Source organism: Achromobacter maghribensis, assembly GCF_057334215.1.
This window is the reverse complement of the sequence record NZ_JBHFII010000020.1, coordinates 112,663-132,429: the sequence shown is the minus strand read 5'-3', so window position 1 is coordinate 132,429 and position 19,767 is coordinate 112,663. Positions and strand designations below refer to the sequence as shown.

Here is a 19,767-nt window from a genome sequence, read left to right as displayed (position 1 = left end):
TCCCCTCCCGGGGCGGGCCCGCGATGACGGCCCCATGCAAAAAGCCCTGCAAGGCAGGGCTTTTTGAGACTCACCAGAATACCGGCTGAATTACTTCAGCTTGATTTCCTTGTAGTCAACGTGCTTGCGAGCGACCGGATCAAATTTCTTGATCAGCATCTTTTCGGGCATGTTGCGCTTGTTCTTGGTGGTCGTGTAGAAATGACCCGTGCCGGCAGTCGACTCGAGCTTGATCTTTTCGCGGATACCTTTGGCCATGTCGTGCTCCTAGTATGGTGATTGTAGGGGGCGCCGATTAGGCGGCTTCGCCACGGGCACGCATGTCGGCCAGGACGGCGTCGATGCCGTTCTTGTCGATCGTGCGGATGGCCTTGGCCGAAACACGCAGGCGGACCCAGCGGTTTTCGCTTTCAACCCAGAACCGGCGCGATTGCAGGTTCGGCAGGAAGCGACGCTTGGTCTTGTTGTTTGCGTGCGAAACATTGTTGCCCACCATCGGGCCTTTGCCGGTCACTTGGCATACGCGTGCCATGGATGCACCTCTTTATGTCGTTCTTTTCGCGCATCGCTTGGGGGTAGACAGGGTTTTAGCCGCCGGGCTGTGTGGGATGCGCAATGTGTTGCCTTTGCGCTGCCTTTGCCGGCCACCCAGTCTTAGTGGATGAGGGGGATTGGATCCGCCCGTGCTTATACCCGCTGCCTGCCACCCGCTGAAATCCCTGCTTGGAATTCTTGCCGAATTCCTGGGCTGGATTCCTCAACGCTACGCGGTTGGGGTCAGAGTGCTGCACTACAAAGCATAGTAGTCCAGCACGGGAAACTTCATGTGAAGACGTAGATTCTAATACGAAAAAGCCAAGTAAATCAAGCGGCCACGCTTATGCGGTGTGCGAGCGCGCCACACGGCCACATATCCAGGACAGGCAGGCGCAGGTGGCCAGCGTCGTGGTCAGGGGCAGGGCGCTGTCCGTCTGCCAGGCGCTGACGGCAAAACCGGCCAGCGCGCCGCAGGACAATTGCAGTGTCCCCAATAAGGCCGAGGCCGCCCCCAGGCGCTTGCCCTGGTCCGATAGCGCCAACGCTGCCGAGTTCGGGTTCACGAAGCCCTGGCTGCCCATGTAGCCGATCAGGCAAAGCATCAGCAGCGGCAGCGTCATCCAGCCAGCCAGCGTCAGCGCTACGGCCGCGAGGCTTGCGATCGCCAGCGAGGTAAGGGCTTTGCGTTGCAGTTGGCGCGGCTGGTAGGTGCGCAGCAGGCGGGCGCTGATCTGCGAACAGATGATGAGCGACAGCGCGTTGGTGCCGAAGAGCAGGCCATAGTATTGGGGCGGCACGCCGTAGAGTTCGATGAAGACGCGCGGCGATCCGATGATGTAGGCGAACATGCCGGCCTGGCCGAAGCCGCCCGCGAGGCTGTGCGCCATGAAGCCGCGATGCGCGAAAAGGTCGCGGTAGTTGCGCAGGATGGTGCTCCAGCGTAGCGGCACGGCGCGCTCGGGCGCCAGCGATTCCTTCATGATCTTCGCCACCGCCACCATCAGCATGGCGCCGCCGGCCAACATGATCCAGAACAGGCTGCGCCAGGAAGCAATGGCCAGCAACTGACCGCCGGCAAGCGGCGCCAGAATCGGGGCCAGGCCCATGATCAGCATCAGCAGAGACATCGCGCGGGCGGCCTCATGGGTTTCATAGTGGTCCCGGATGACCGCGCGCGGAATCACGATGCCGGCTGCGCCGCCCATGGCCTGCACGACGCGCCAGCCGGTCAGCGATTCAACGGAGCCCGACAGGGCGCAGCCCAGCGATGCCACCATGAAGAGCGCCAGGCCCACCATCAACGGCGGCTTGCGGCCGAAGCGATCGGCCATGGGGCCGTAGAACACTTGCGCCAGCGCCAGCCCGATCAAGTAGGCCGCCAGCGTGCGTTCGACGTCGCCGCGCGGCACGCCCAGGTTCGCCGCTATCGTGGGGAACGCGGGCAAATACATGTCGATGGCGAAGGGGCCGATCGCCGTCAGCGCGCCCATGAGAATGAGCCAACCAGGCAGGCTGCTGCGGGAAAGGGGTGTTGGGGGCATGGTGGTCGCGGTAAAACGCAGAGACAGGGCGCGCGTGCTTTTTTTTGCAGGTTTTGCGCCAAGCCAGCGACTGTATCACGGGTAAGCTGACATGCAGATTTCAGCTATTTTCCGATACAGTCGTGAGCGTCCGTAGCGTATCCAGAGGAGAAGCCGTGAATCCTTTGTTGTCTGTCGTGGAACGCAAGCTTGAAGCTTTGCCCGTCCCTGTCCAACTTGTGCTGCCGGACGGCGCCGTGCTGGGGCCGCCTGATCCGCGCGTGCGCTTCGTGACGCACGATAAGGCGGCGCTGGCCCACTTGGCCGAAGGCGCCGTGGGCGTGCTGGGGCAGGATTATGTGGAAGGCCGCATCGACATCGAAGGCAATATGCGCGATGTGATGGCCGCCGCGTCGGCGTTGCTTCCGGGCTCGCCGGTCGATGCGGCGCGGGGCGGCTGGCTGACGGAGCTGGTTCGCAAAGTGGTGTCGGTGTGGCGCCATTCGGTGGAGCGCGATGCCAAGCAGATCGAATTCCATTACGACCTGTCCGACGACTTCTACGCCCTGTGGCTGGACCCGCGCCGCGTCTATTCCTGCGCCTACTACCGCACGCCCGACATGACCCTGGCCCAGGCCCAGGAAGCCAAGCTTGACCACATCTGCCGCAAGTTGCGATTGCAGCCAGGCGAACGCTTTCTGGACGTGGGGGCGGGCTGGGGCGGGCTGTTGCTATGGGCCGCCGAACATTACGGCGTGGACGCCACCGGCATCACGCTGTCGCGCAACCAGCACGCGCACGTCACGAAACTGATCCAGGAAAAAGGCCTGAGCGGCCGGGTCCGCATGGAATTGCTGGACTACCGCAAGCTGGACGAATCCGCGCAGTACGACAAGATAGCGTCTGTGGGCATGTTCGAACATGTGGGCCGCGCGCAACTGGAAGGCTATTTCGCCAAGCTGCGCCGCCTGCTCAAGCCAGGCGGCCTGATCATGAACCACGGCATCACCGCCGCCGGGGTCTATAACCCCGAGCTGGGCAACGGCATGGGCGAATTCATCGAGAAGTACATTTTCCCCGGCGGCGAACTGACCCATATCAGCGTCGTCATGGAAGCGATGACGAACGGCGGATTGGAAGAGGTGGACGTGGAGAACCTGCGGCCCCATTACGCGCGCACCTTGTGGGCGTGGAGCGACGCGCTGGAAGCCCGATTGCCCGAAGCCGCGCAAGTGCTGGGCGGGGAGCAAGGCGCGCGGTCGCTGCGGGCATACCGCTTGTACCTGGCCGGCTGCGCCATGGCATTCGAGCATGGCTGGATTGCCCTGCACCAGATTCTGGGCCAGCCGCCTGCCACAGGCCGGTCCGACGAGCTGGACAACCCCGCAGACCTTTCCTACCCCTGGCGGCGCGACTATATGTATGACGGCGGCCGCAATAGCTGAAATCCAGCTGAATTCATGCCTTTTTCGGCCTGGAAAGCGGACTTTCCGGCCCGTCTGAAACCGCTAGACTGTACTAATAAGAATATAATATTTACTAAATGTATCGACGCGTGGAAGGCGATATTCCCCAGGGAAAATTAATAATTCGCCTCTGGTCGATCGGGGTTATCCCGTGGCTTTTTTGGCCGTTATGTATCTGTTTTATTCAGGCCTGGGGTTGGGCGCCGCAGCAATTTCGTTTAAGATGCTGCCTTCTTCGTTCAGTTTGTTCACTTTCTGCGGGTTTTCAAAAACACCGTTTTTGAAGCTCCTGTCTTGCAAGATTCCGCACCGCTTGCGGATCCTCTTGTCGCTAGTGTCGGTTTGTATTGGCGGTTCTGCCCGTCTTCCGCACAACCCCCTTAGCTCCATGGCACTGCCAGGCCAAGCCCGGCGTGTGTCCCTGAACCTATGGAGGCAAAAGCCCAATGCGTTTTACCCCTGTCAAGACCCTGACCGCCGCGGCCGTTCTGTTTGCGTTTGCCGGTGCGGCCCAAGCCGCCGACGCGCCGCAATGCGAAATCAAGCGCCCGGTCAATTTCGGCGCCATGAACTGGGAATCCAACCTGGTTCTGGTGGATGTCGAACGTTTCATCATGGAAAAGGGCTACGGTTGCAAAACCGAAACCCTGCCGACGGAAACCCTGCCCGCCCTGGCCGCGCTTGAGCGCGGCGACCTGGACATCAATACCGAGATCTGGCTGAACAGCGTGGCCGATCCCTGGGACCGCGCCGAAAAGACCGGGAAGGTCAAGCGCATCGGCGATCTCTACATGGGCGCCGAGGGCTGGTACATCCCGCGCTACACGGCCGAACGCCTGCCCGAACTGAAGGCCGCAGCCGATCTGCCGAAGTTCAAGGACCAGTTCAAGGACCCGGAAGAGCCCGGCAAGGGCCGCTTCTACGGCTGCCCGGCGGGTTGGGGCTGCGAAGTCACCAGCAACAACCTGTTCCATGCCCTGAAGCTGGACGACACCTACACGCTGTACTCGCCCGGCACGGGCGCGGCGCAGAAAGCGGCGCTGATGTCGGCGTATAAGCGTAAGCAGAACGTTGTTTTCTACTACTGGTCGCCCACGCCGCTCGTCGGCGCGATGGACCTGGTCAAGCTGGACATGCCGCCCTATGACGCCGAAAAGCACAAGTGCCTGACGTCGTCCAAGTGCGCCAAGCCCGAGGCCAGCGCCTACCCCGACAATCCCGTCTTCACCGCGGTGAACACCAAGTTCTCCGAAGAAGCGCCCACGCTGACCGCCTTCCTGGCCAAGGTGTCGGTGCCGTTGCCGGTGATCAATGAAACGCTGGCTCACATGGAAGAGTCTGGCGACGATTCCAGCACCGTGGCCAAGTGGTTCCTGAAGAACAAGCCCGACGTCTGGACCAAGTGGGTCCCCGCCGACGTCGCCGGGCGCGTCCAAAGCGCGCTGTAATACATCGTGGTGCAGGCCTCGCGCCGCTTCGGCGCGTGCCGGCCCGGCCTGCCGGAAATGCTCCGGCTTGTCGGGCCGCCTCAAGGGAAAAAGCCCCGTGGCGGGCAAGTTGCCCTGGGCTTTTTCCCCTGGGATGGCTGTTTGCCGGACGCCCGCGTCCGGATGCAAGCCGTTGGCGCCGCCCGTCCCGCCGTCCGTTTCCGTCTTGGAAACCACTTGGCAGCGGGACATCCGGTCTATCGGAACCTCCGGCGGCGACCGCCACCGTAAGCGCCCCAGAATGGAGTCGAAACAATGTTTCCTGAAATTATTCCCGCCCGTCAGGTAAGGGCGGCGATCGACGGGTTCGTCGATCACCTCGTCACCAATTACGCGGACACGCTTGAGACCCTGTCTCAGCCGGTCCTGCACGCCCTGGTGTGGCTTGAACAAGTGTTGCGCAGCTCGCCCTGGTGGGCGGTGGTCGCCGTGACCGTGGCCATCGCGTGGGGCGTCAGCCGCCGCATCGGCCTGAGCCTGGCGATGGGCGCGCTGCTGTGCGTGATCGGCGTGCTGGGCCTGTGGGACGCCGGCATGCAGACGCTGGCGTTGATGATCATGGCAGCCGGCCTGTCGGTGCTGATCGGCATTCCGCTGGGCGTGCTGATGGCGCGGGTGAACTGGCTGCGCTCCATCATGCTGCCGGTATTGGACGTGATGCAGACCATGCCCAGCTTCGTCTACCTGATTCCGGTCGTGATGCTGTTTGGCCTGGGCAAGATCCCCGCCATCATCGCCACGGTGATCTACGCCGTACCGCCGCTGATCCGCCTGACCGATCTGGGCATCCGCCTGGTCGACCGCGAAGTGCTGGAAGCGTCGCGCGCATTCGGCGCGAATCCGCGCCAGCAATTGTTCGGCGTGCAACTGCCGCTGGCCTTGCCCAACATCATGGCGGGCATCAACCAGACCACGATGATGGCGCTGTCGATGGTGGTGATCGCTTCGATGATCGGCGCGCGCGGCCTGGGCTATGAAGTGTTGCTGGGGATTAACCGTCTGGAAGTGGGCCGCGGCCTGCTGGCAGGCTTGGGGATCGTGGTGCTGGCCGTGCTGTTCGACCGGATCACGCAATCGTATGGACAGCGCATGCGCATGGGAGGCCAGCGATGAGCAAGATCGAGGTCAAGAACATCTACAAGGTCTTCGGTTCGCATCCGAAGAAATGGCTGCAAGCCGCCCAGAACGGCATGAGCAAGGAACAGTTGCTGGCCGAAAGCGGCCACACGCTGGGGCTGCGCGACATCAGCCTGTCCATCGAAGAGGGCAGCATCTACGTCATCATGGGCTTGTCGGGGTCCGGCAAGTCGACGTTGATCCGCCACTTCAACCGTTTGATCGAGCCCAGCGCGGGCCACATCCTCGTGGACGGCGTGGACGTGGTCAGTCTGAACAAGCGCGACCTGGAAGTCTTCCGCCAAAAGAAGATGAGCATGGTGTTCCAGCGCTTCGGCCTGTTCCCGCACCGCACGGTGCTGGACAACGCCGCGTACGGCTTGACCGTGCAGGGCGTGGGCAAGGCGGAACGCGAGAAGCGTGCCCGCGACTGGCTGGAACAAGTGGGTTTGGCCGGCTTTGAAAACCAGTACCCGCACCAGCTGTCCGGCGGCATGCAGCAGCGCGTGGGCCTGGCGCGCGCGCTGGCCACCGACGCCGAAATCCTGCTGATGGATGAAGCGTTCTCGGCATTGGACCCGCTGATCCGCCGCGAGATGCAGGACCAGCTGTTGCAGTTACAAGCCAAGCTGAACAAGACCATCGTGTTCATTACGCATGACCTGGACGAGGCCCTGCGCCTGGGCAATCGCATCGCCATCCTGAAAGACGGCGAACTGGTGCAGGAAGGCACGCCGGAAGACATTCTGCTGAATCCGGCCAATGACTATGTGCAGTCGTTCCTGCAGGACGTGAATCGCACCAAGGTGCTCAACGCCACGCACGCCGTGAATCCGGCGCGCCTGACGCTGACGATGCGCTCGCGCCCGGCGCATGCGCTGGATCGCATGCGGGCGATGGACTACGAGTACGCGCCGGTGCTGGACGGCAAGCGCCTGGCGGGCGTGCTGACGGCCAAGGCGGCCGAGGAAGCCATCCAGCAGGGCGCGCGCGACGTGTCGCGCTTCGTCGAAGACCTGGCTTCGGTGCCGGCCACGGCGGGCTTGGGGGAAGTGCTGGCACAACTGGTGCACAGCGACCAGCCCGTCGCCGTCACGGGCGAGGACGACGAGTTCCTGGGCATGCTGTCGCGCAAGAAGGTCGTGGAACTGGTGACGCCGGCGCTGGCCGAAACGACGCCGTCGCCCGAAGGCGCCGCCGGCGAACTGGAAGCTCAGCCCGCCCCCGCGCACAGGGGCGAAGCGGCCTGACCGCTTTGCCGCTTTCTCAGGCGTTCGGCGCTTGTACTTTGCCCGCCTGCAATGGCTTGCACGCGGGCAAAGTCGCTATATGATGGCTGGCCGGTCATTTCGGCCGGATTCCCGCTATTCGAAAAATCGGAAGCCGTCATGCCAATTTTGAATGTCCAGATCCTGCAAGGCCACTCGGCCGCCCAGAAGGCCGCGCTGTTGAAGGCCGTGTCCAACGCCGTGGTGGAGAGCATCGCCGCGCCGCTGCCCAGCGTGCGCATCGTGCTGCAGGAAGTGCCTGCCGAAAACGTGATCGTGGCCGGTGAAATCGGTAAGCGCATGGTGCGCGTGGATGCGGCGCTGATCGAAGGCCGCGACGAAGCCAAGAAAGCCGCGCTGATCGCCGCGGTGAATCAGGCCGTGTGCTCCAGCATCGATATCTCGGGCGAAGACGTGCGGGTGCTGATCCGCGACGTTCCCAAAGTCGACATGGGCGTGGCCAACGGCATCAGCGCCAAGGCGGCCGGCCGCTGAACGCGGCGGCCAGGGGCCGGCTCGTTTTCGTCAGTCCAGCTTCACGTTGGCGTCCTTCACGACCTCGCCCCAACGCTTGATCTCGCTCTGGATGTAGGCCCCGTATTCCTGCGGTGTTGATCCCAGTGCCTGCGCGCCTTGTGCCTTGAGTTGTTTTTGCATCTCGGGCGATTGCAGCGCGCGCAGGATTTCGGTGTTCAACCGCTTGATCACCGGCGCCGGCGTGCCGGCCGGGGCCACCACGCCTTGCCATGCGCCCATCTCGAAGCCCGGAGCGACCGTTTCGGCCACCGTCGGGACATCGGGTAACTGGGCGCTGCGAGCGGCGCTGGTGACGGCCAGCGCGCGCAACTTGCCTTCGCGGATGAAACCGAGCGAGTCATTCAGCGTGTTGGTCATCATCTGCACTTGTCCGCCGACCAGGTCCGTCATGGCGGGCGCACTGCCGCGGTAGGGCACGTGCACGGCGTCGATGTCCAGCGAACGCAACAGCAGCAGCGCGCCCAGGTGCGTGACGTTACCCGCGCCCGCCGAACCATAGGAAAGCTTGCCGGGATGCCGGCGCGCGTAGTCGGCGAACGCCTGGGCGCTGTCCGCGGGCACGGACGGATGCACCAGCAGCACCAGCGGGATGACCGCCGTGCTGGACACCGGGGTGAAATCCTTGACCGGATCGAATGCCAGTGACCGGTAGAGGTTCGGGCTGAGCGCAATGGACGACGTGTTGTACAGCACGGTGTAGCCATCGGGCTTGGCGGCCGCTGCGTATTGCATGCCGATGTTGCCGTTGGCGCCGCCCTTGTTCTCTACCAATACGGTCTGGCCCAACTGCTCGGTCAATTGTTTGGCCAGCACCCTGGCCACCAGGTCGGTCGGGCCGCCGGGCGGGAAGGGCACCACCATCGTGATCGGGCGTTCGGGCCATGCCGCGCGTGCGCCAGTGGCGCCTCCCAGCGCCAGGATGGCCAGGCCGGCCGCAAGCAATGCTCTTTTCATGGTTTGTCTCCTTGTGTCTTATCGGTGGCATATTGCCGCCGGGTGGCAGCGCCCTCGTTGCGGGGCGCTTTGTTGCCGGGGGGATTCAGTCCGGCCGGCCGGCCAGCATGCGCGTGGCCGTATAGGCCATCACGGACGTGCCGTGCTGGTTGCGGACGTCGATGGCGGACGTGACCACTGCCCGGTTGTGCTGCGAGGTCGGGCGTATTCCCGTCACCTCGATTTCGGCCCAGACGGTGTCGCCCGCCACAACGGGCGCCAGCATCTTCTTGTGGACTTCCAATAGCGCCAGGCCAGTGCCCTGGACCATGCCTTGCATGATCAGCCCTTCGATCAGGCCATAGGTCAACCCGCCGGGGGCGGGGCGGCCCGGTATCGCGCCGTGCGCGTAGGTGGCGTCGATGAAGATCGTTTCCAGCATGCCGGTGACGCTGATGAAATTCACGATGTCGGTCTCGGTCACCGTGCGGCGGAACGTACGGAAGCGCTGGCCCACGGCCAGGTCTTGCCAGTAATAGCCCTGGCCGAGTTGCGCGATGGGGGCGGCGTTGCGGTCTGTGGTCATGCGGGGTCCTTGCGGTTGTCGATGTGCGGAGAAGGCGCCACCCGGGCCGCGCCGGTATCCAGCAGCGCGGCGATCCGGGCCTCATCCAGGCCGGCCTGGCGCAGCACGTCCAGGGTGTGTTCGCCCAGGCGCGGCGGTATGGCGGCGGGTACATGGGAGTGCTGCAGGCGCACGGGGTTGCGCGGAAAGCGGTAGTGGCTGCCCGATGCGCTTTCCAGGGCCGTGAAGAAGTCCACGCTGCGCAGGTGCGGGTCGGCCTCCAGATCCTGCAGGCGGTTGATCGGCGCGGCAGGAATCTCCAGCCGTTCGCACAGGGCCAGCCAGTAAGCGGTGCCTTGCCGGATGACGATGTCCGCCAGCGATTCGTAGAGCGTCCCGATATGCGCCGTCCGGGCGGAAATGTCGGAAAAACGCGGGTCGTCCGCCAGGTCGGGGCGGTCGACGGCAAGGAAGAAGTTGCGCCAGTGGGTGTCGGTATAGGGCATCAGGCACACGTGGCCGTCGGCCGTCTGGCAGGGCCTGCGCCAGGAAGTGAGCGCGCGCGGGTAGCCGGCTTCGCCGGGTTCGTCGGCCAGGTGCCTGCCGTAGTAATGCTCCACCAGCACATAGGACGCCATGCTTTCGAACATGGGGACTTCCAGTTGCTGGCCGCGGCCCGTGCGAGCACGCTGGAACAACGCGGCCAGGATCGCATGCGCGGCAATCAGGCCGCAGGTCTTGTCCGCGGCTACGGTGGGCAGGTAGCGCGGCGTGCCGGTCTGGCGGGCGACCAGATCGGCCACGCCGGACAGGCCCTGGATGATGTCGTCATAGGCCGGGCGGCCATCGTAGGCGCCGCCTGCGCCGAAGCCGTACAGGCCGGCATACACCAGCCGCGGATTGCGCGCACACAGCGTGTCGGGATCCAGCCCCAGCGCGGCCATCTTGGCGGGACGCATGCTGTGCATCAACACATCGGCCTGATCCACCATCGTCAGCAGCGCCTGCCGCGCCGCCGCCTGCTTCAGGTCCAGCACGATGCTGCGCTTGTTGCGGTTCAGGCCCAGGAAAATGGCCGCCATGCCCGGCTCTTGAGAAGGCCCGGTGCGCCGCGTCGAATCGCCGTCGGGCGATTCGATCTTGATGACGTCCGCGCCGTAGTCGGCAAGTATCTGCGAGGCATAGGGGCCGAACACGACGGACGTCAGGTCCAGGATGCGCACGCCGTCCAGCGCGCTGGCGGAAGAGTGGGGGAAGGATGTCATGGGGAAATCCTATCGGCGTGCCAGATATCCGTCTAATATGGCTTCGGTATCAAGCGATACGGAATCTGTTATGGCTATTGATCTACGGCACCTTCGGCAATTCGTGACCATTGCCGAATTGGGCAGTTACCGGCGCGCCGCCGACACGCTGCACATCGCGCAGCCGGCGCTGTCGGTGTCGATCCAGAAGCTGGAGCATGCCGTGGGCGTGCCGCTGCTGGTTCGCGGCGCCAAAGGCGTCACCACGACGCCCGCCGGAGACGCGTTGATGGCCGACGCCCGCCGCGCGCTGTTTCACGCCGAGCAGGCGCGACAGGCCGCGCGTCGGGTCGCGCTGGGCGAATGGGGCACGCTGCGGCTGGGTTTCGTGGGTTCAGCCACGTACATGCTGTTGCCACGCTGCCTGCCGGCCTTCCGCGCGCAGTACCCGGACGTGCAGCTGGATCTGCGCGAGGACAGCACGGTGGGGCTGGTGGCGATGCTGCGCGCCAATGAAATCGATGCGGGCCTGGTGCGGGGGCCATTGGCGGAAGACGCGATGCTGGACTCCTGGGTGGTCGAGCGCGACGATCTGATGCTGGCCGTGCCCGCGCGGCATGCGCTGGCCGGTAGCGGCCCGGTCGCCCTGGAACGTGTGCGCTCCGAGAGTTTCGTGCTGTATTCGCCCGCCAAGGTGCCCGGCTTGAATGGCGTGACGCTGGCGCTGTGCCACAAGGCGGGATTTTCGCCGCGCATCAGCCAGGAGGCCATCCAGGTGCAGACCTTGGTCAGCCTGGTGGCCAGCGGCATGGGACTGGCGCTGGTGCCGGGGGTGACGCGCGCCTATTCCACGCCGCACGTGGCCTTCGTGCCCTTGACCGATACCGATGCGCGCGGCGCGCTGTCCTTGTCGCTGGTGACGCATCGCGACACCTCGTGCGCATCGGCGCTGAGGCTGCGCGACAGCATGCTGGCGCTTGCGGCCGACTGAACGGCGGCGGGCGGCGAGCCCGATTCCGCCCTTGCGCTACTGCATCTTCAGCTCTAGCTCGGCCACGAAGCGCTTCTCTTCGGCCACTTGCCGCACCGCGTAGTCGGTGTAGGCTTTGCTGTCCATCAGCATGTGAGGCTGATCCGCGTTTTCCAGCGCGCGGTTGTAGTCGGGATCGCGCGCCGCGCGGTGGAACGCCTGCTGCAGCACGGCCACCACTTTGGGATCCATGCCCTTGGGGCCGGCAATGCCTACCGGATTGGAGGCAACGATGGGGTATCCCAATTCCGTCAGTGTCGGGACATCCGGCACGCGCTTGGCGCGGGCATCGCCCATGACCGCTAGCAGGCGCGCCTTGCCGGTATCGATCATCGGCCCCCAGCCCGCGTCGGACACCATCTGGATGTGGCCGCCCAGCAGCGCGGTGGTCTCTTCGGCGGCGCCCTTGTAGGGGATGAAGTTGAACTTCACGTTCGTCAGCCGCGACAGGCGTTCGATGGCGATGCGGCCGGAGCCGCCCGTGCCGGTGCCGCCATAGCTGATCTTCTCGGGGTTCGCGCGCGCATCCGCGATCAGTTCATCCAACGTTTTCCACGGCGCATCCTGGCGCACGACGATGCCATAGGAATAGGCCGTCATGCAGGCGACATAGGTGAAATCCGTCAGCGGGTCGTAGTTCACCGTTTGCAGGAACGGATAGCGGAACAGCGTGCCCACCACCACCGACACCGTGTATCCGTCGGGCGCGGCGGTCTGGGCCATCGCGGCCGGCCCCAGGGTGCCGCCCGCGCCGGGACGGTTGGCGATGATGACGGTCTGGCCCAGCTCGCGCGAGGCCGCCACCGCCAGCGCGCGCATCTGCGTATCCGTCGCGCCGCCGGCGGGAAAGGGCACGATCAGCGTGACCGGGCGCGTGGGAAAACCGGCGGCGCGCGCGGGGCGGGAAAATGCCAGCGCGGCGGGCAGCGCCAGCCCCAGTTTGAGCAGGCTGCGGCGGGAGGGCAAGGCGGTGTTGCGATGATGATCGGTCATTGTTGTCTCCGTCCTGGTTGTCTTGGGCGCCGCGCATTCAATGCCGCGCCTGATGCATCGGCCGTATGTGCCTACCGCGCGATGCCGCGTCCGGTCAGGCTGGCGATGCCGGCATCGTCGTAACCGGCCTCGCGCAGGATCTGATCGGTATGTTCGCCAGGCAACGGCGCCTGGCGGTGAATGGCGAATTGGAACCCCGACATCTTCACGGGGCTGGCGATGTGCGCGCCCGGCCCGTAAGCCGGGTGCTCGGTGTGATGCACCATGCCGCGTGCGGCGAATTGCGGATGCGCCAGGCTTTCAGACAGTTTCAGCACGGGCGACACGCAGCAGTCGGCGCCCTCCAGCAACGCCAGCCAGTGCGCCATTGGCCGCGCGCCGAACAGGCGCTGCAATTCGTCCTTGACGTAAGCCTGCTGCGCGGCGCCGCCGTCGCGATGCAGGGACAGAAGGTCGGGGCGTTCCAGGCGGCGGCACAAGGTGTCCCAGAATTTCGGTTCCAGCGCGGCCACGGCCAGATAACGTCCGTCTTGCGTGCGGTACTGGCCGTAGCAGGCCAGCGCGCCGGACAGGCTGTCGCCGCCCGCCGGCCGCGTGTCGCCCAGGGCATTGAGCGTGGCCAGCGGCACCACGGCGCCGGCCAGCAGGCCGTCGGCGATGGCGATGTCCACATAGCGTCCACGGCCGCTGCGCTGCGCGTCGACCAGCGCCGCCAGAATGCCCATCACGGCGGTCAGGGAACCGCCCAGAATGTCGGCCACGGGAAGGTTGGATAGCGCCGGCGCGTCGGGCGCGCACCCCATCTGATCGGCCACGCCGGCGTAGGCCGAGTAGTTCAGGTCGTGGCCGGCGGCGTCGCATTGCGGGCCATTCTGGCCGTAACCGGTGATGCTGCAATACACCAATCGGGGATTGTGCCGGGACAGCGTGGGATAGTCGGCTTTCAGCCGCGCGGCGACGCCGGGCCGGAAGCTCTCGATCACGATGTCTGCGTCGCGCGCCAGGGCGGCCAGCGCCGCCTGGCCGTCGGCATGCTTCAAATCCAGGCGCAGGCCGCGCTTGTTGCGGTTGCACACCGCGCGCAGCGGGGGCGGCGCATAGTCGCCAGCCTGGGTATCTTCGATCTTGACGACGTCGGCGCCCAGGTCGGCCAGATACTGCGCGCCCAGCGGGCCGGGCAGCAAGCGCGACAGGTCCAGGACCCTGATGCCCGCAAGCGGGGCGGTGTTCGGCGTATCCAAAGAGGGACTCCGGTAAATACGAAGAGGCGCCCGGCCAGGCGGGAAAACCAGTCTAGGCGCGGCTTTGCGGCTAACCAATGGCGAAATCGCTGATTCCGCTTGGCGGGAATGCTCATGCCGGGCATTCCACCCGGCAGGGGCTTTGGCTACCATCGACGCTGCCGGTGTTTGCCAGCCGTTGGAATACGCCATGACCCATCACACCATCGCCGTCGAACATATCGCCCAGATCCTGCAAGGCGCACGCAGCCGGGGCGTGGACGTGGATCGCGTCCTGGTGCGCGCCGACGTGCCGCCCACGCTGCTGCAGGCGCCGATGGCTCGTGTGTCGCAGGCGCAATTCGCGCAGATACTGCGGATGCTGCGGCGCGCCACGCGTGATGATTTCCTGGCGTTGGGGCAGCATCCCGTGCCCATGGGCGCATTCGCCCATGCCTGCCGGCTGGCCTTGCAGGAGCCCACGGTGGGGCAGGCGTTGCGTGCGGCGTTCCGCTACTACCACGGCGTGCTGCGCGACTTCACGGCACGGCTGTGCGTCAGCGGCGAATCCGCCCACATCGTGCTGGACTCGCGCGGCGAGCGCCGGGGCACGCAATGGTATGGCGAACGCACCTTCCTGTTCTTCACGTTGGGGGTGGCCAATTGGCTGGCCGCCCGGCGGATTCCCGTGTCGGGCGTGGACTACAACGAAGGGGCGCGCAGCGCCGACGCGCACAAGGTATTCCATGCGCCCGTGCGCTACGGGCAACCCGTGTCGGGCCTGCGGCTGGAATCGCGCTGGCTGGCGTTGCCGGTGGTTCAGGACGCGCAGGCGTTGAAGGCGTTTCTGGCGAACGCCCCGTTCGACTTGCTGGTGAAGTACCAGGACCGCGCGACCCTGACGGACCGCATCCGCCGGCTGTTGCGCAGCGACTTGTCCGCCGAACTGCCGTCGCTGGCGCAGGTCAGCGCGCAGTTGTCGATGACGCCGCAAACCCTCAGGCGGCATCTGCGCGAAGAGGGGCAGGGATTCCAGGTGCTGAAAGACGACCTGCGCCGGGACGCGGCGGTCGAGTACCTGGGCCGGCACGACTTGTCCCTGATGGATATCGCGGAACGGCTGGGCTTTTCCGAATCCAGCACGTTCCATCGCGCATTCAAGAAATGGACCGGTGTATCGCCGGGCGAATACCGCCGCAACCGCCTGGTGTGCGGTCCCGCCTGCCTGCCGTCGGCCGCTGACACTTTCCGCCAATCCGTTTGACGCCTGCGGCCATTGCCGCCCGCAGCGCCTGACGAGAAGCTATGGGCTCGGCAACGGTCGGGCGCATGGTGTCCGGCTGGACACGACAGCGGGCCACAGAGACCGCGTGCCGCAGGAGACAAAGCCATGTATCTGACGCAAGGCCTGCATCGCGCAAGCCAGCTGTATCCCGCGAAGATCGCGTTGCGCGAAGGCGCGCAATGCTGGACGTACCCCGAACTGCTGGACTGGGCGGCGCGCAAGGCCGCGGTACTGCGAGACCAGGGCGTGCAGCCGGGCGACCGCGTCGCCTTGCTGGGCGCCAATAGCGCGGCCTATGTGTCGTGGATGTTGGCTTGCTGGTGGCTGGGCGCGGCGATCCAACCCTTGAATACCCGCTGGAGTGGGGCCGAACTGAGGCAGGGGCTGGCCGACGGCGCTCCGCGCCTGTTGCTGGTGGATGAAGCGCTTGCGCCGCGCATGGCCGATGTGGCGGCGCCGTCCCTGCCGCGCGTGCGGATGATGCCGGCGCTGGAAGCCCTGGCCGCCGCCGCCGCGCCTATCGACGACCTGCGCGCGGGCGGCGCCACGCTGGCCGCCATTCTGTATACGGGCGGCACCACCGGCTTTCCCAAGGGCGCGATGCTGACGCACGCGAACTTGTGGAGCGCCGCCGTCGCACGGCTGGCCACCGTGCCGACGGACGCGGACAGCTGCGTGCTGCTGGTGGCGCCGCTGTTCCATGTGGCGGGGCTGGGGCGCTTGATGGGCCAGTTCCTGGCGGGCGCGTCCGTGGTGATGCAGCGCGGCTTCAATCCGAAGGCGGCGTTGCAGTCCTTGCAGGACGACGGCATCACCGAAGTGTTGCTGGTGCCCAGCATGATCCAGATGCTGTTGGATGAACCCGGATTCCCAGACTACAGGCTGGATGGCGTGCAGCGCGTCATCTGGGGGGCGTCGCCCATTTCGCCGGCGCTGCTGACGCGTGCGCTGGCTGCGTTTCCGAAAGCGGAATTCGTGCATGCCTACGGCATGACGGAAACATCGGCCATGGTGGCGATCAATGCGGACGTTCGCCAGGGCGGCCCGCGCGCAATGTCCGCCGGCCGTCCCGCCGTGGGGGTGGAAGTGCGCATCCTGACGCCCGATGGGCGGAACGCCGCGGTCGGCGAGGTCGGCGAGCTGGCGGTGCGCGGCCCCATGGTGATATCGGGCTATTGGAACCTGCCCGACGAGACCGCCCGCGCGTTCGCCGACGGCTGGTTGTTGACGGGCGATGCCGCGCGCCTGGACGAGGCGGGCTACCTGACCGTGGTCGACCGCTTGAAGGACATGATCGTCAGCGGGGGCGAAAACGTCTACGCCGCGGAAGTCGAGGCCGTGCTGGCGCAGCACGCGGCGGTGGCGCGCTGCGCGGTGATCGGCGTGGCCCATGAACGCTGGGGCGAAGCGGTGCATGCGGTGATCGTGGCGCGCGCCGGCCACGCGCCTGACGTCGACGCGCTGCGCGCCCATTGCCGTCAATGGCTGGCCACCTACAAATGCCCCAAAAGCTATGAATTCCGCGACGACCTTCCCATGTCGGCGGCAGGCAAGGTGTTGAAGTCCGTGCTACGGCAGGGCCATGAATCCCCGCGTGCGGCCCAGGCCGTGACGCCTCTCAAGGAGAAGCAGGCATGAATCGAAAAGTATGGGTGGCCGGTGTCGGCATGATCCCGTTCAGCAAGCCCGGTGCAAGCGAACCGTATTCCGTGATGGGCATGCGCGCCGTGCGCGAAGCCTTGAAGGATGCCGGCGCGCCCTATGACGCCGTGCAGCAAGCCTATGCGGGCTACGTCTACGGCGATTCAACATCCGGCCAGGCGGTGGTGTATGGCGTGGGCCTGACGGGCATTCCCGTCTTCAACGTGAACAACAATTGCGCCAGCGGATCCTCCGCGTTGTTCCTGGCGCGCCAGGCGGTGGAAAGCGGCGCGGTGGAGTGCGCGCTGGCGGTGGGCTTCGAGCAAATGGTGCCCGGCGCGCTGAAAGGCGTGTACGAGGACCGCCCGTCGCCTTTGTCGGCGTTCGTGTCGTCCATGACGGACCTGCAGGGGTACGACACGGCCAAGCCGCGCGCCGCGCAGTTCTTCGGCGGCGCGGGTCGCGACTACATGAAGGAACACGGTATCCGGGCCGATACGTTCGCGCGGATTTCGGTCAAGGCACGCCAGCACGCGGCGCGCAATCCGTACGCGGTGTTCCGCCAGACGGTCACCTTGGACGAAGTGCTGGCCGCGCCCATGATCTTTGATCCCTTGACCCGCTTGCAGTGCTGCCCGCCCACCTGCGGGGCGGCGGCGGCCATCTTGTGTTCGGACGATTTCGCGCGCCGCCATGGTTTGTCGCCCGCGGTCAGCATCGCCGCCCAGGCCATGACGACCGACACGCCGTCGACGTTCGGCGACGGCGATATGCGCAAGCTCGTGGGCTACGACATGACGCGCGCCGCGGCCGACCTCGTGTATGAGGCGGCTGGCGTCGATCCGGCGGATGTGGATGTAGTGGAACTGCACGACTGCTTCACCGCGAACGAACTGATCACCTATGAAGGCTTGCGGCTGACACCCGAAGGCACTGCCGAACAGTTCATCGTCGACGGCGAAAACACCTATGGCGGCCGCGTGGTGACGAATCCTTCGGGTGGCCTGTTGTCCAAGGGCCATCCGCTGGGCGCGACCGGCCTGGCGCAATGCGCGGAACTGGTCTGGCAATTGCGCGGGCAGGCGGATCTGCGCCAGGTGGATGGGGCGCGGCTGGCGCTCCAGCACAACCTGGGGCTGGGCGGCGCCTGCGTCGTGACGCTGTACCAGGCCGCCTGAGGAGACCGCCATGCTGGACACCCGACATATCGGCGCCGAGCTGCCCGCGTTCACCACGATGGTGGAAGCGGGGCGGTTGCGGTTCTTCGCCAGGGCGACGGGGCAGGATGACCCCATCTATGCCGACGAGGCCGCTGCGCGCGCCGCCGGCCATCCTGCCTTGCCCGTGCCTCCGACCTTCTTCTTCTGTCTGGAAATGGATAGCCCGCGTCCTGCCGCCATGCGCGAGCTTTTGGGCATCGACATCGGCCGGGTGCTGCACGGCGAACAGGGCTTCACGTATCACGCCATGGCGCATGCGGGCGACGTGCTGCGCTTTGAACCGCGCATCACCGACATCTATGCCAAGAAAGGCGGTGCGCTGGAATTCGTGGTGCGCGAAACGAGAGTGACCGGCGCAGCCGGAAAACTGGTGGCTGAACTGCGCGCCGTCACCGTCGTGCGCAATGGTTGAGGAGAGCGCGATGAGCGGCAACGGATATCAAGATGCCCGGGCGGGCGACGCGCTGCCCGGTTTCACGGCGGGTCCCATCAGCCGGCATGCGCTGGCGCTGTACTGCGGCGCATCGGGCGACCACAACCCTATTCACGTGGACCTGGACTTTGCCCGTTCGGCAGGCATGGACGACGTATTCGCGCACGGCATGCTGTCGGCGGCCTATCTGGCGCGATTGCTGACGAACTGGGCGCCGCAGTCGGCGCTGCGCGAATTTGCCGTGCGCTTCGTGGCGATCACGCACGTGGGCGACGAGGTGCGTTGCAGCGGCCAGGTGGTCGAGCGCTTTCAGGCGCAAGGCGAAACCCGGTTGCGGGTCGAACTCAATGCCCGCAGCCAGACGGGTGAACTCAGGTTGAGCGGCGTGGCGGTTCTGGCCGCGCCTTGAATACGGAACAGGAGACAGACGATGGGAACGCTTGAAGGAAAGGTTGCGCTGGTGTCGGGGTCGGGCCGCGGCATCGGCCAGGAAATCGCGCTGAAGCTGGCGCGTGAAGGCGCGAAGGTTGTCGTGAACGACCTGGATGCCGGCCCTGCCGAAGACACGGTGGCCATGATCCGCCAACTAGGCGGACAGGCACAGGCCTGCGTGGGCAGCGTGACGGAATCCGGCTTTGCCGAGCGCTTCGTGGGCACGGCGGTGGACGCGTTCGGCGGGCTGGACATCATCGTGAACAACGCCGGCTATACCTGGGACAACGTAATCCAGAAAATGACCGACGAGCAGTGGGACGAGATTCTGGCGGTGCACCTGTCCGCCCCGTTTCGAATCCTGCGTGCTGCTTCGGGCTTTATCCGTGAAGCCGCCAAGGCCGAGGCGGCGCAGGGGCGCGAGGTCTTCCGCAAGGTGGTGAATATTTCGTCCACGTCGGGCGTGATGGGCAATGCGGGCCAGGCCAATTATGCGGCCGCCAAGGCGGGCATCAATGGGTTGACGCGTGCCTTGGCCAAGGAGTGGGGGCGCTACAAAGTCAATGTGAACAGCGTGGCGTTCGGCCTGATCAAGACCCGCCTGACGGAGGCGGCCGCCGATGGCGATGCCACGCTGGATATCCAGGGCCGCCAGATCAAGGTGGGCGTGAATCCGCAGGTGCTGAAGAACGCCGAAAGCCTGATCCCGATTGGCCGCGCCGGCACGCCGGCGGAAGCGGCGGGGGCCGTGTACCTGTTCTGCCTGCCGGAATCCAACTACGTCAGCGGGCAGGTGCTGGTCGTGGGCGGCGGCCGTCCTTGATGCCGGGGGAGACGCGG

At 65.6% G+C, this 19,767-nt stretch carries 20 protein-coding genes; 12 read left to right on the top strand and 8 right to left on the bottom strand.

What is annotated here, in order from left to right; translation table 11 throughout:
• Positions 1–90 precede the first annotated feature (90 nt).
• The 3 genes from rpmG to ACE039_RS08945 all read right to left on the bottom strand — a co-directional run bounded on the left by rpmG (position 91) and on the right by ACE039_RS08945 (position 2,078).
• Complete coding sequence (rpmG, locus tag ACE039_RS08955; RefSeq protein WP_094827438.1) at positions 91–258, bottom strand: 50S ribosomal protein L33; 168 nt, start codon at positions 256–258, stop codon at positions 91–93.
• A gap of 37 nt (positions 259–295) precedes the next feature.
• Positions 296–532 carry a 50S ribosomal protein L28 gene (gene rpmB / locus ACE039_RS08950; RefSeq protein WP_054427120.1) on the bottom strand — a complete coding sequence of 79 codons (237 nt, stop codon included), beginning with the start codon at positions 530–532 and terminating at the stop codon, positions 296–298.
• Positions 533–878: 346 nt separating this feature from the next.
• Positions 879–2,078 (bottom strand): Bcr/CflA family multidrug efflux MFS transporter, encoded by a 1,200-nt coding sequence (locus ACE039_RS08945; RefSeq protein ID WP_485822158.1) that lies wholly within the window; start codon positions 2,076–2,078, stop codon positions 879–881.
• 155 nt (positions 2,079–2,233) lie between these two features.
• Here ACE039_RS08945 and ACE039_RS08940 point away from each other — a divergent pair, with 155 nt between their 5' ends.
• From ACE039_RS08940 to ACE039_RS08920, 5 genes are all read left to right on the top strand, one after another.
• Complete coding sequence (locus ACE039_RS08940; RefSeq protein ID WP_448712585.1) at positions 2,234–3,502, top strand: class I SAM-dependent methyltransferase; 1,269 nt, start codon at positions 2,234–2,236, stop codon at positions 3,500–3,502.
• 467 nt (positions 3,503–3,969) lie between these two features.
• Positions 3,970–4,971 carry an ABC transporter substrate-binding protein gene (locus ACE039_RS08935; RefSeq protein ID WP_485822157.1) on the top strand — a complete coding sequence of 334 codons (1,002 nt, stop codon included), beginning with the start codon at positions 3,970–3,972 and terminating at the stop codon, positions 4,969–4,971.
• A 294-nt stretch (positions 4,972–5,265) separates the two neighbouring features.
• Positions 5,266–6,123 carry an ABC transporter permease gene (locus tag ACE039_RS08930; protein WP_105557830.1) on the top strand — a complete coding sequence of 286 codons (858 nt, stop codon included), beginning with the start codon at positions 5,266–5,268 and terminating at the stop codon, positions 6,121–6,123.
• Complete coding sequence (locus ACE039_RS08925) at positions 6,120–7,376, top strand: quaternary amine ABC transporter ATP-binding protein (protein WP_485822156.1); 1,257 nt, start codon at positions 6,120–6,122, stop codon at positions 7,374–7,376. Before ACE039_RS08930 ends, ACE039_RS08925 begins: the two co-directional genes overlap by 4 nt.
• Positions 7,377–7,514: 138 nt before the next feature.
• On the top strand, positions 7,515–7,889 hold the full coding sequence (locus tag ACE039_RS08920) for a tautomerase family protein (protein WP_105557959.1): 375 nt from the start codon (positions 7,515–7,517) through the stop codon (positions 7,887–7,889).
• Between the two features lie 30 nt (positions 7,890–7,919).
• Here ACE039_RS08920 and ACE039_RS08915 read toward each other — a convergent pair whose 3' ends face one another.
• The 3 genes from ACE039_RS08915 to ACE039_RS08905 form a co-directional block, all read right to left on the bottom strand.
• Positions 7,920–8,885, bottom strand: a complete 966-nt coding sequence (locus ACE039_RS08915; RefSeq protein WP_105557832.1) for a Bug family tripartite tricarboxylate transporter substrate binding protein — start codon at positions 8,883–8,885, stop codon at positions 7,920–7,922.
• Positions 8,886–8,970: 85 nt separating this feature from the next.
• On the bottom strand, positions 8,971–9,450 hold the full coding sequence (locus tag ACE039_RS08910) for a MaoC family dehydratase (RefSeq protein WP_448712591.1): 480 nt from the start codon (positions 9,448–9,450) through the stop codon (positions 8,971–8,973).
• A complete protein-coding gene (locus ACE039_RS08905; RefSeq protein WP_485822155.1) occupies positions 9,447–10,694 on the bottom strand; it encodes a CaiB/BaiF CoA transferase family protein in 1,248 nt (415 codons plus the stop codon). The genes ACE039_RS08910 and ACE039_RS08905 overlap by 4 nt, the downstream gene beginning before the upstream one ends.
• Positions 10,695–10,764: 70 nt before the next feature.
• On the opposite strand from ACE039_RS08905, the gene ACE039_RS08900 reads away from it, so the two are divergent.
• A complete protein-coding gene (locus ACE039_RS08900) occupies positions 10,765–11,664 on the top strand; it encodes a LysR family transcriptional regulator (protein ID WP_233214095.1) in 900 nt (299 codons plus the stop codon).
• Between the two features lie 36 nt (positions 11,665–11,700).
• Here ACE039_RS08900 and ACE039_RS08895 read toward each other — a convergent pair whose 3' ends face one another.
• Both ACE039_RS08895 and ACE039_RS08890 read right to left on the bottom strand, forming a co-directional pair.
• The gene (locus ACE039_RS08895) at positions 11,701–12,696 is read right to left on the bottom strand and encodes a tripartite tricarboxylate transporter substrate binding protein (protein WP_485822154.1); all 996 of its coding nucleotides are present in this window, start codon (positions 12,694–12,696) and stop codon (positions 11,701–11,703) included.
• 71 nt (positions 12,697–12,767) lie between these two features.
• Positions 12,768–13,937, bottom strand: coding sequence for a CaiB/BaiF CoA transferase family protein (locus ACE039_RS08890; protein ID WP_485822153.1), 1,170 nt, complete (start codon positions 13,935–13,937; stop codon positions 12,768–12,770).
• Between the two features lie 190 nt (positions 13,938–14,127).
• On the opposite strand from ACE039_RS08890, the gene ACE039_RS08885 reads away from it, so the two are divergent.
• From ACE039_RS08885 to ACE039_RS08860, 6 genes are all read left to right on the top strand, one after another.
• Positions 14,128–15,180, top strand: a complete 1,053-nt coding sequence (locus tag ACE039_RS08885) for an AraC family transcriptional regulator (protein WP_448712598.1) — start codon at positions 14,128–14,130, stop codon at positions 15,178–15,180.
• Between the two features lie 126 nt (positions 15,181–15,306).
• Positions 15,307–16,839, top strand: a complete 1,533-nt coding sequence (locus ACE039_RS08880) for a class I adenylate-forming enzyme family protein (protein WP_485822152.1) — start codon at positions 15,307–15,309, stop codon at positions 16,837–16,839.
• Entirely contained in the window at positions 16,836–18,020 is a 1,185-nt protein-coding gene (locus tag ACE039_RS08875) for a lipid-transfer protein (RefSeq protein ID WP_485822151.1), read from the top strand. The genes ACE039_RS08880 and ACE039_RS08875 overlap by 4 nt, the downstream gene beginning before the upstream one ends.
• Before the next feature lie 10 nt (positions 18,021–18,030).
• Positions 18,031–18,474: a MaoC family dehydratase N-terminal domain-containing protein gene (locus ACE039_RS08870; RefSeq protein ID WP_485822150.1), complete on the top strand. Its 444-nt coding sequence runs from the start codon at positions 18,031–18,033 to the stop codon at positions 18,472–18,474.
• Positions 18,475–18,484: 10 nt separating this feature from the next.
• On the top strand, positions 18,485–18,904 hold the full coding sequence (locus ACE039_RS08865; protein ID WP_485822149.1) for a MaoC family dehydratase: 420 nt from the start codon (positions 18,485–18,487) through the stop codon (positions 18,902–18,904).
• A gap of 21 nt (positions 18,905–18,925) precedes the next feature.
• Entirely contained in the window at positions 18,926–19,750 is an 825-nt protein-coding gene (locus tag ACE039_RS08860; protein ID WP_105557842.1) for an SDR family NAD(P)-dependent oxidoreductase, read from the top strand.
• The last annotated feature ends 17 nt before the right edge of the window (positions 19,751–19,767 follow it).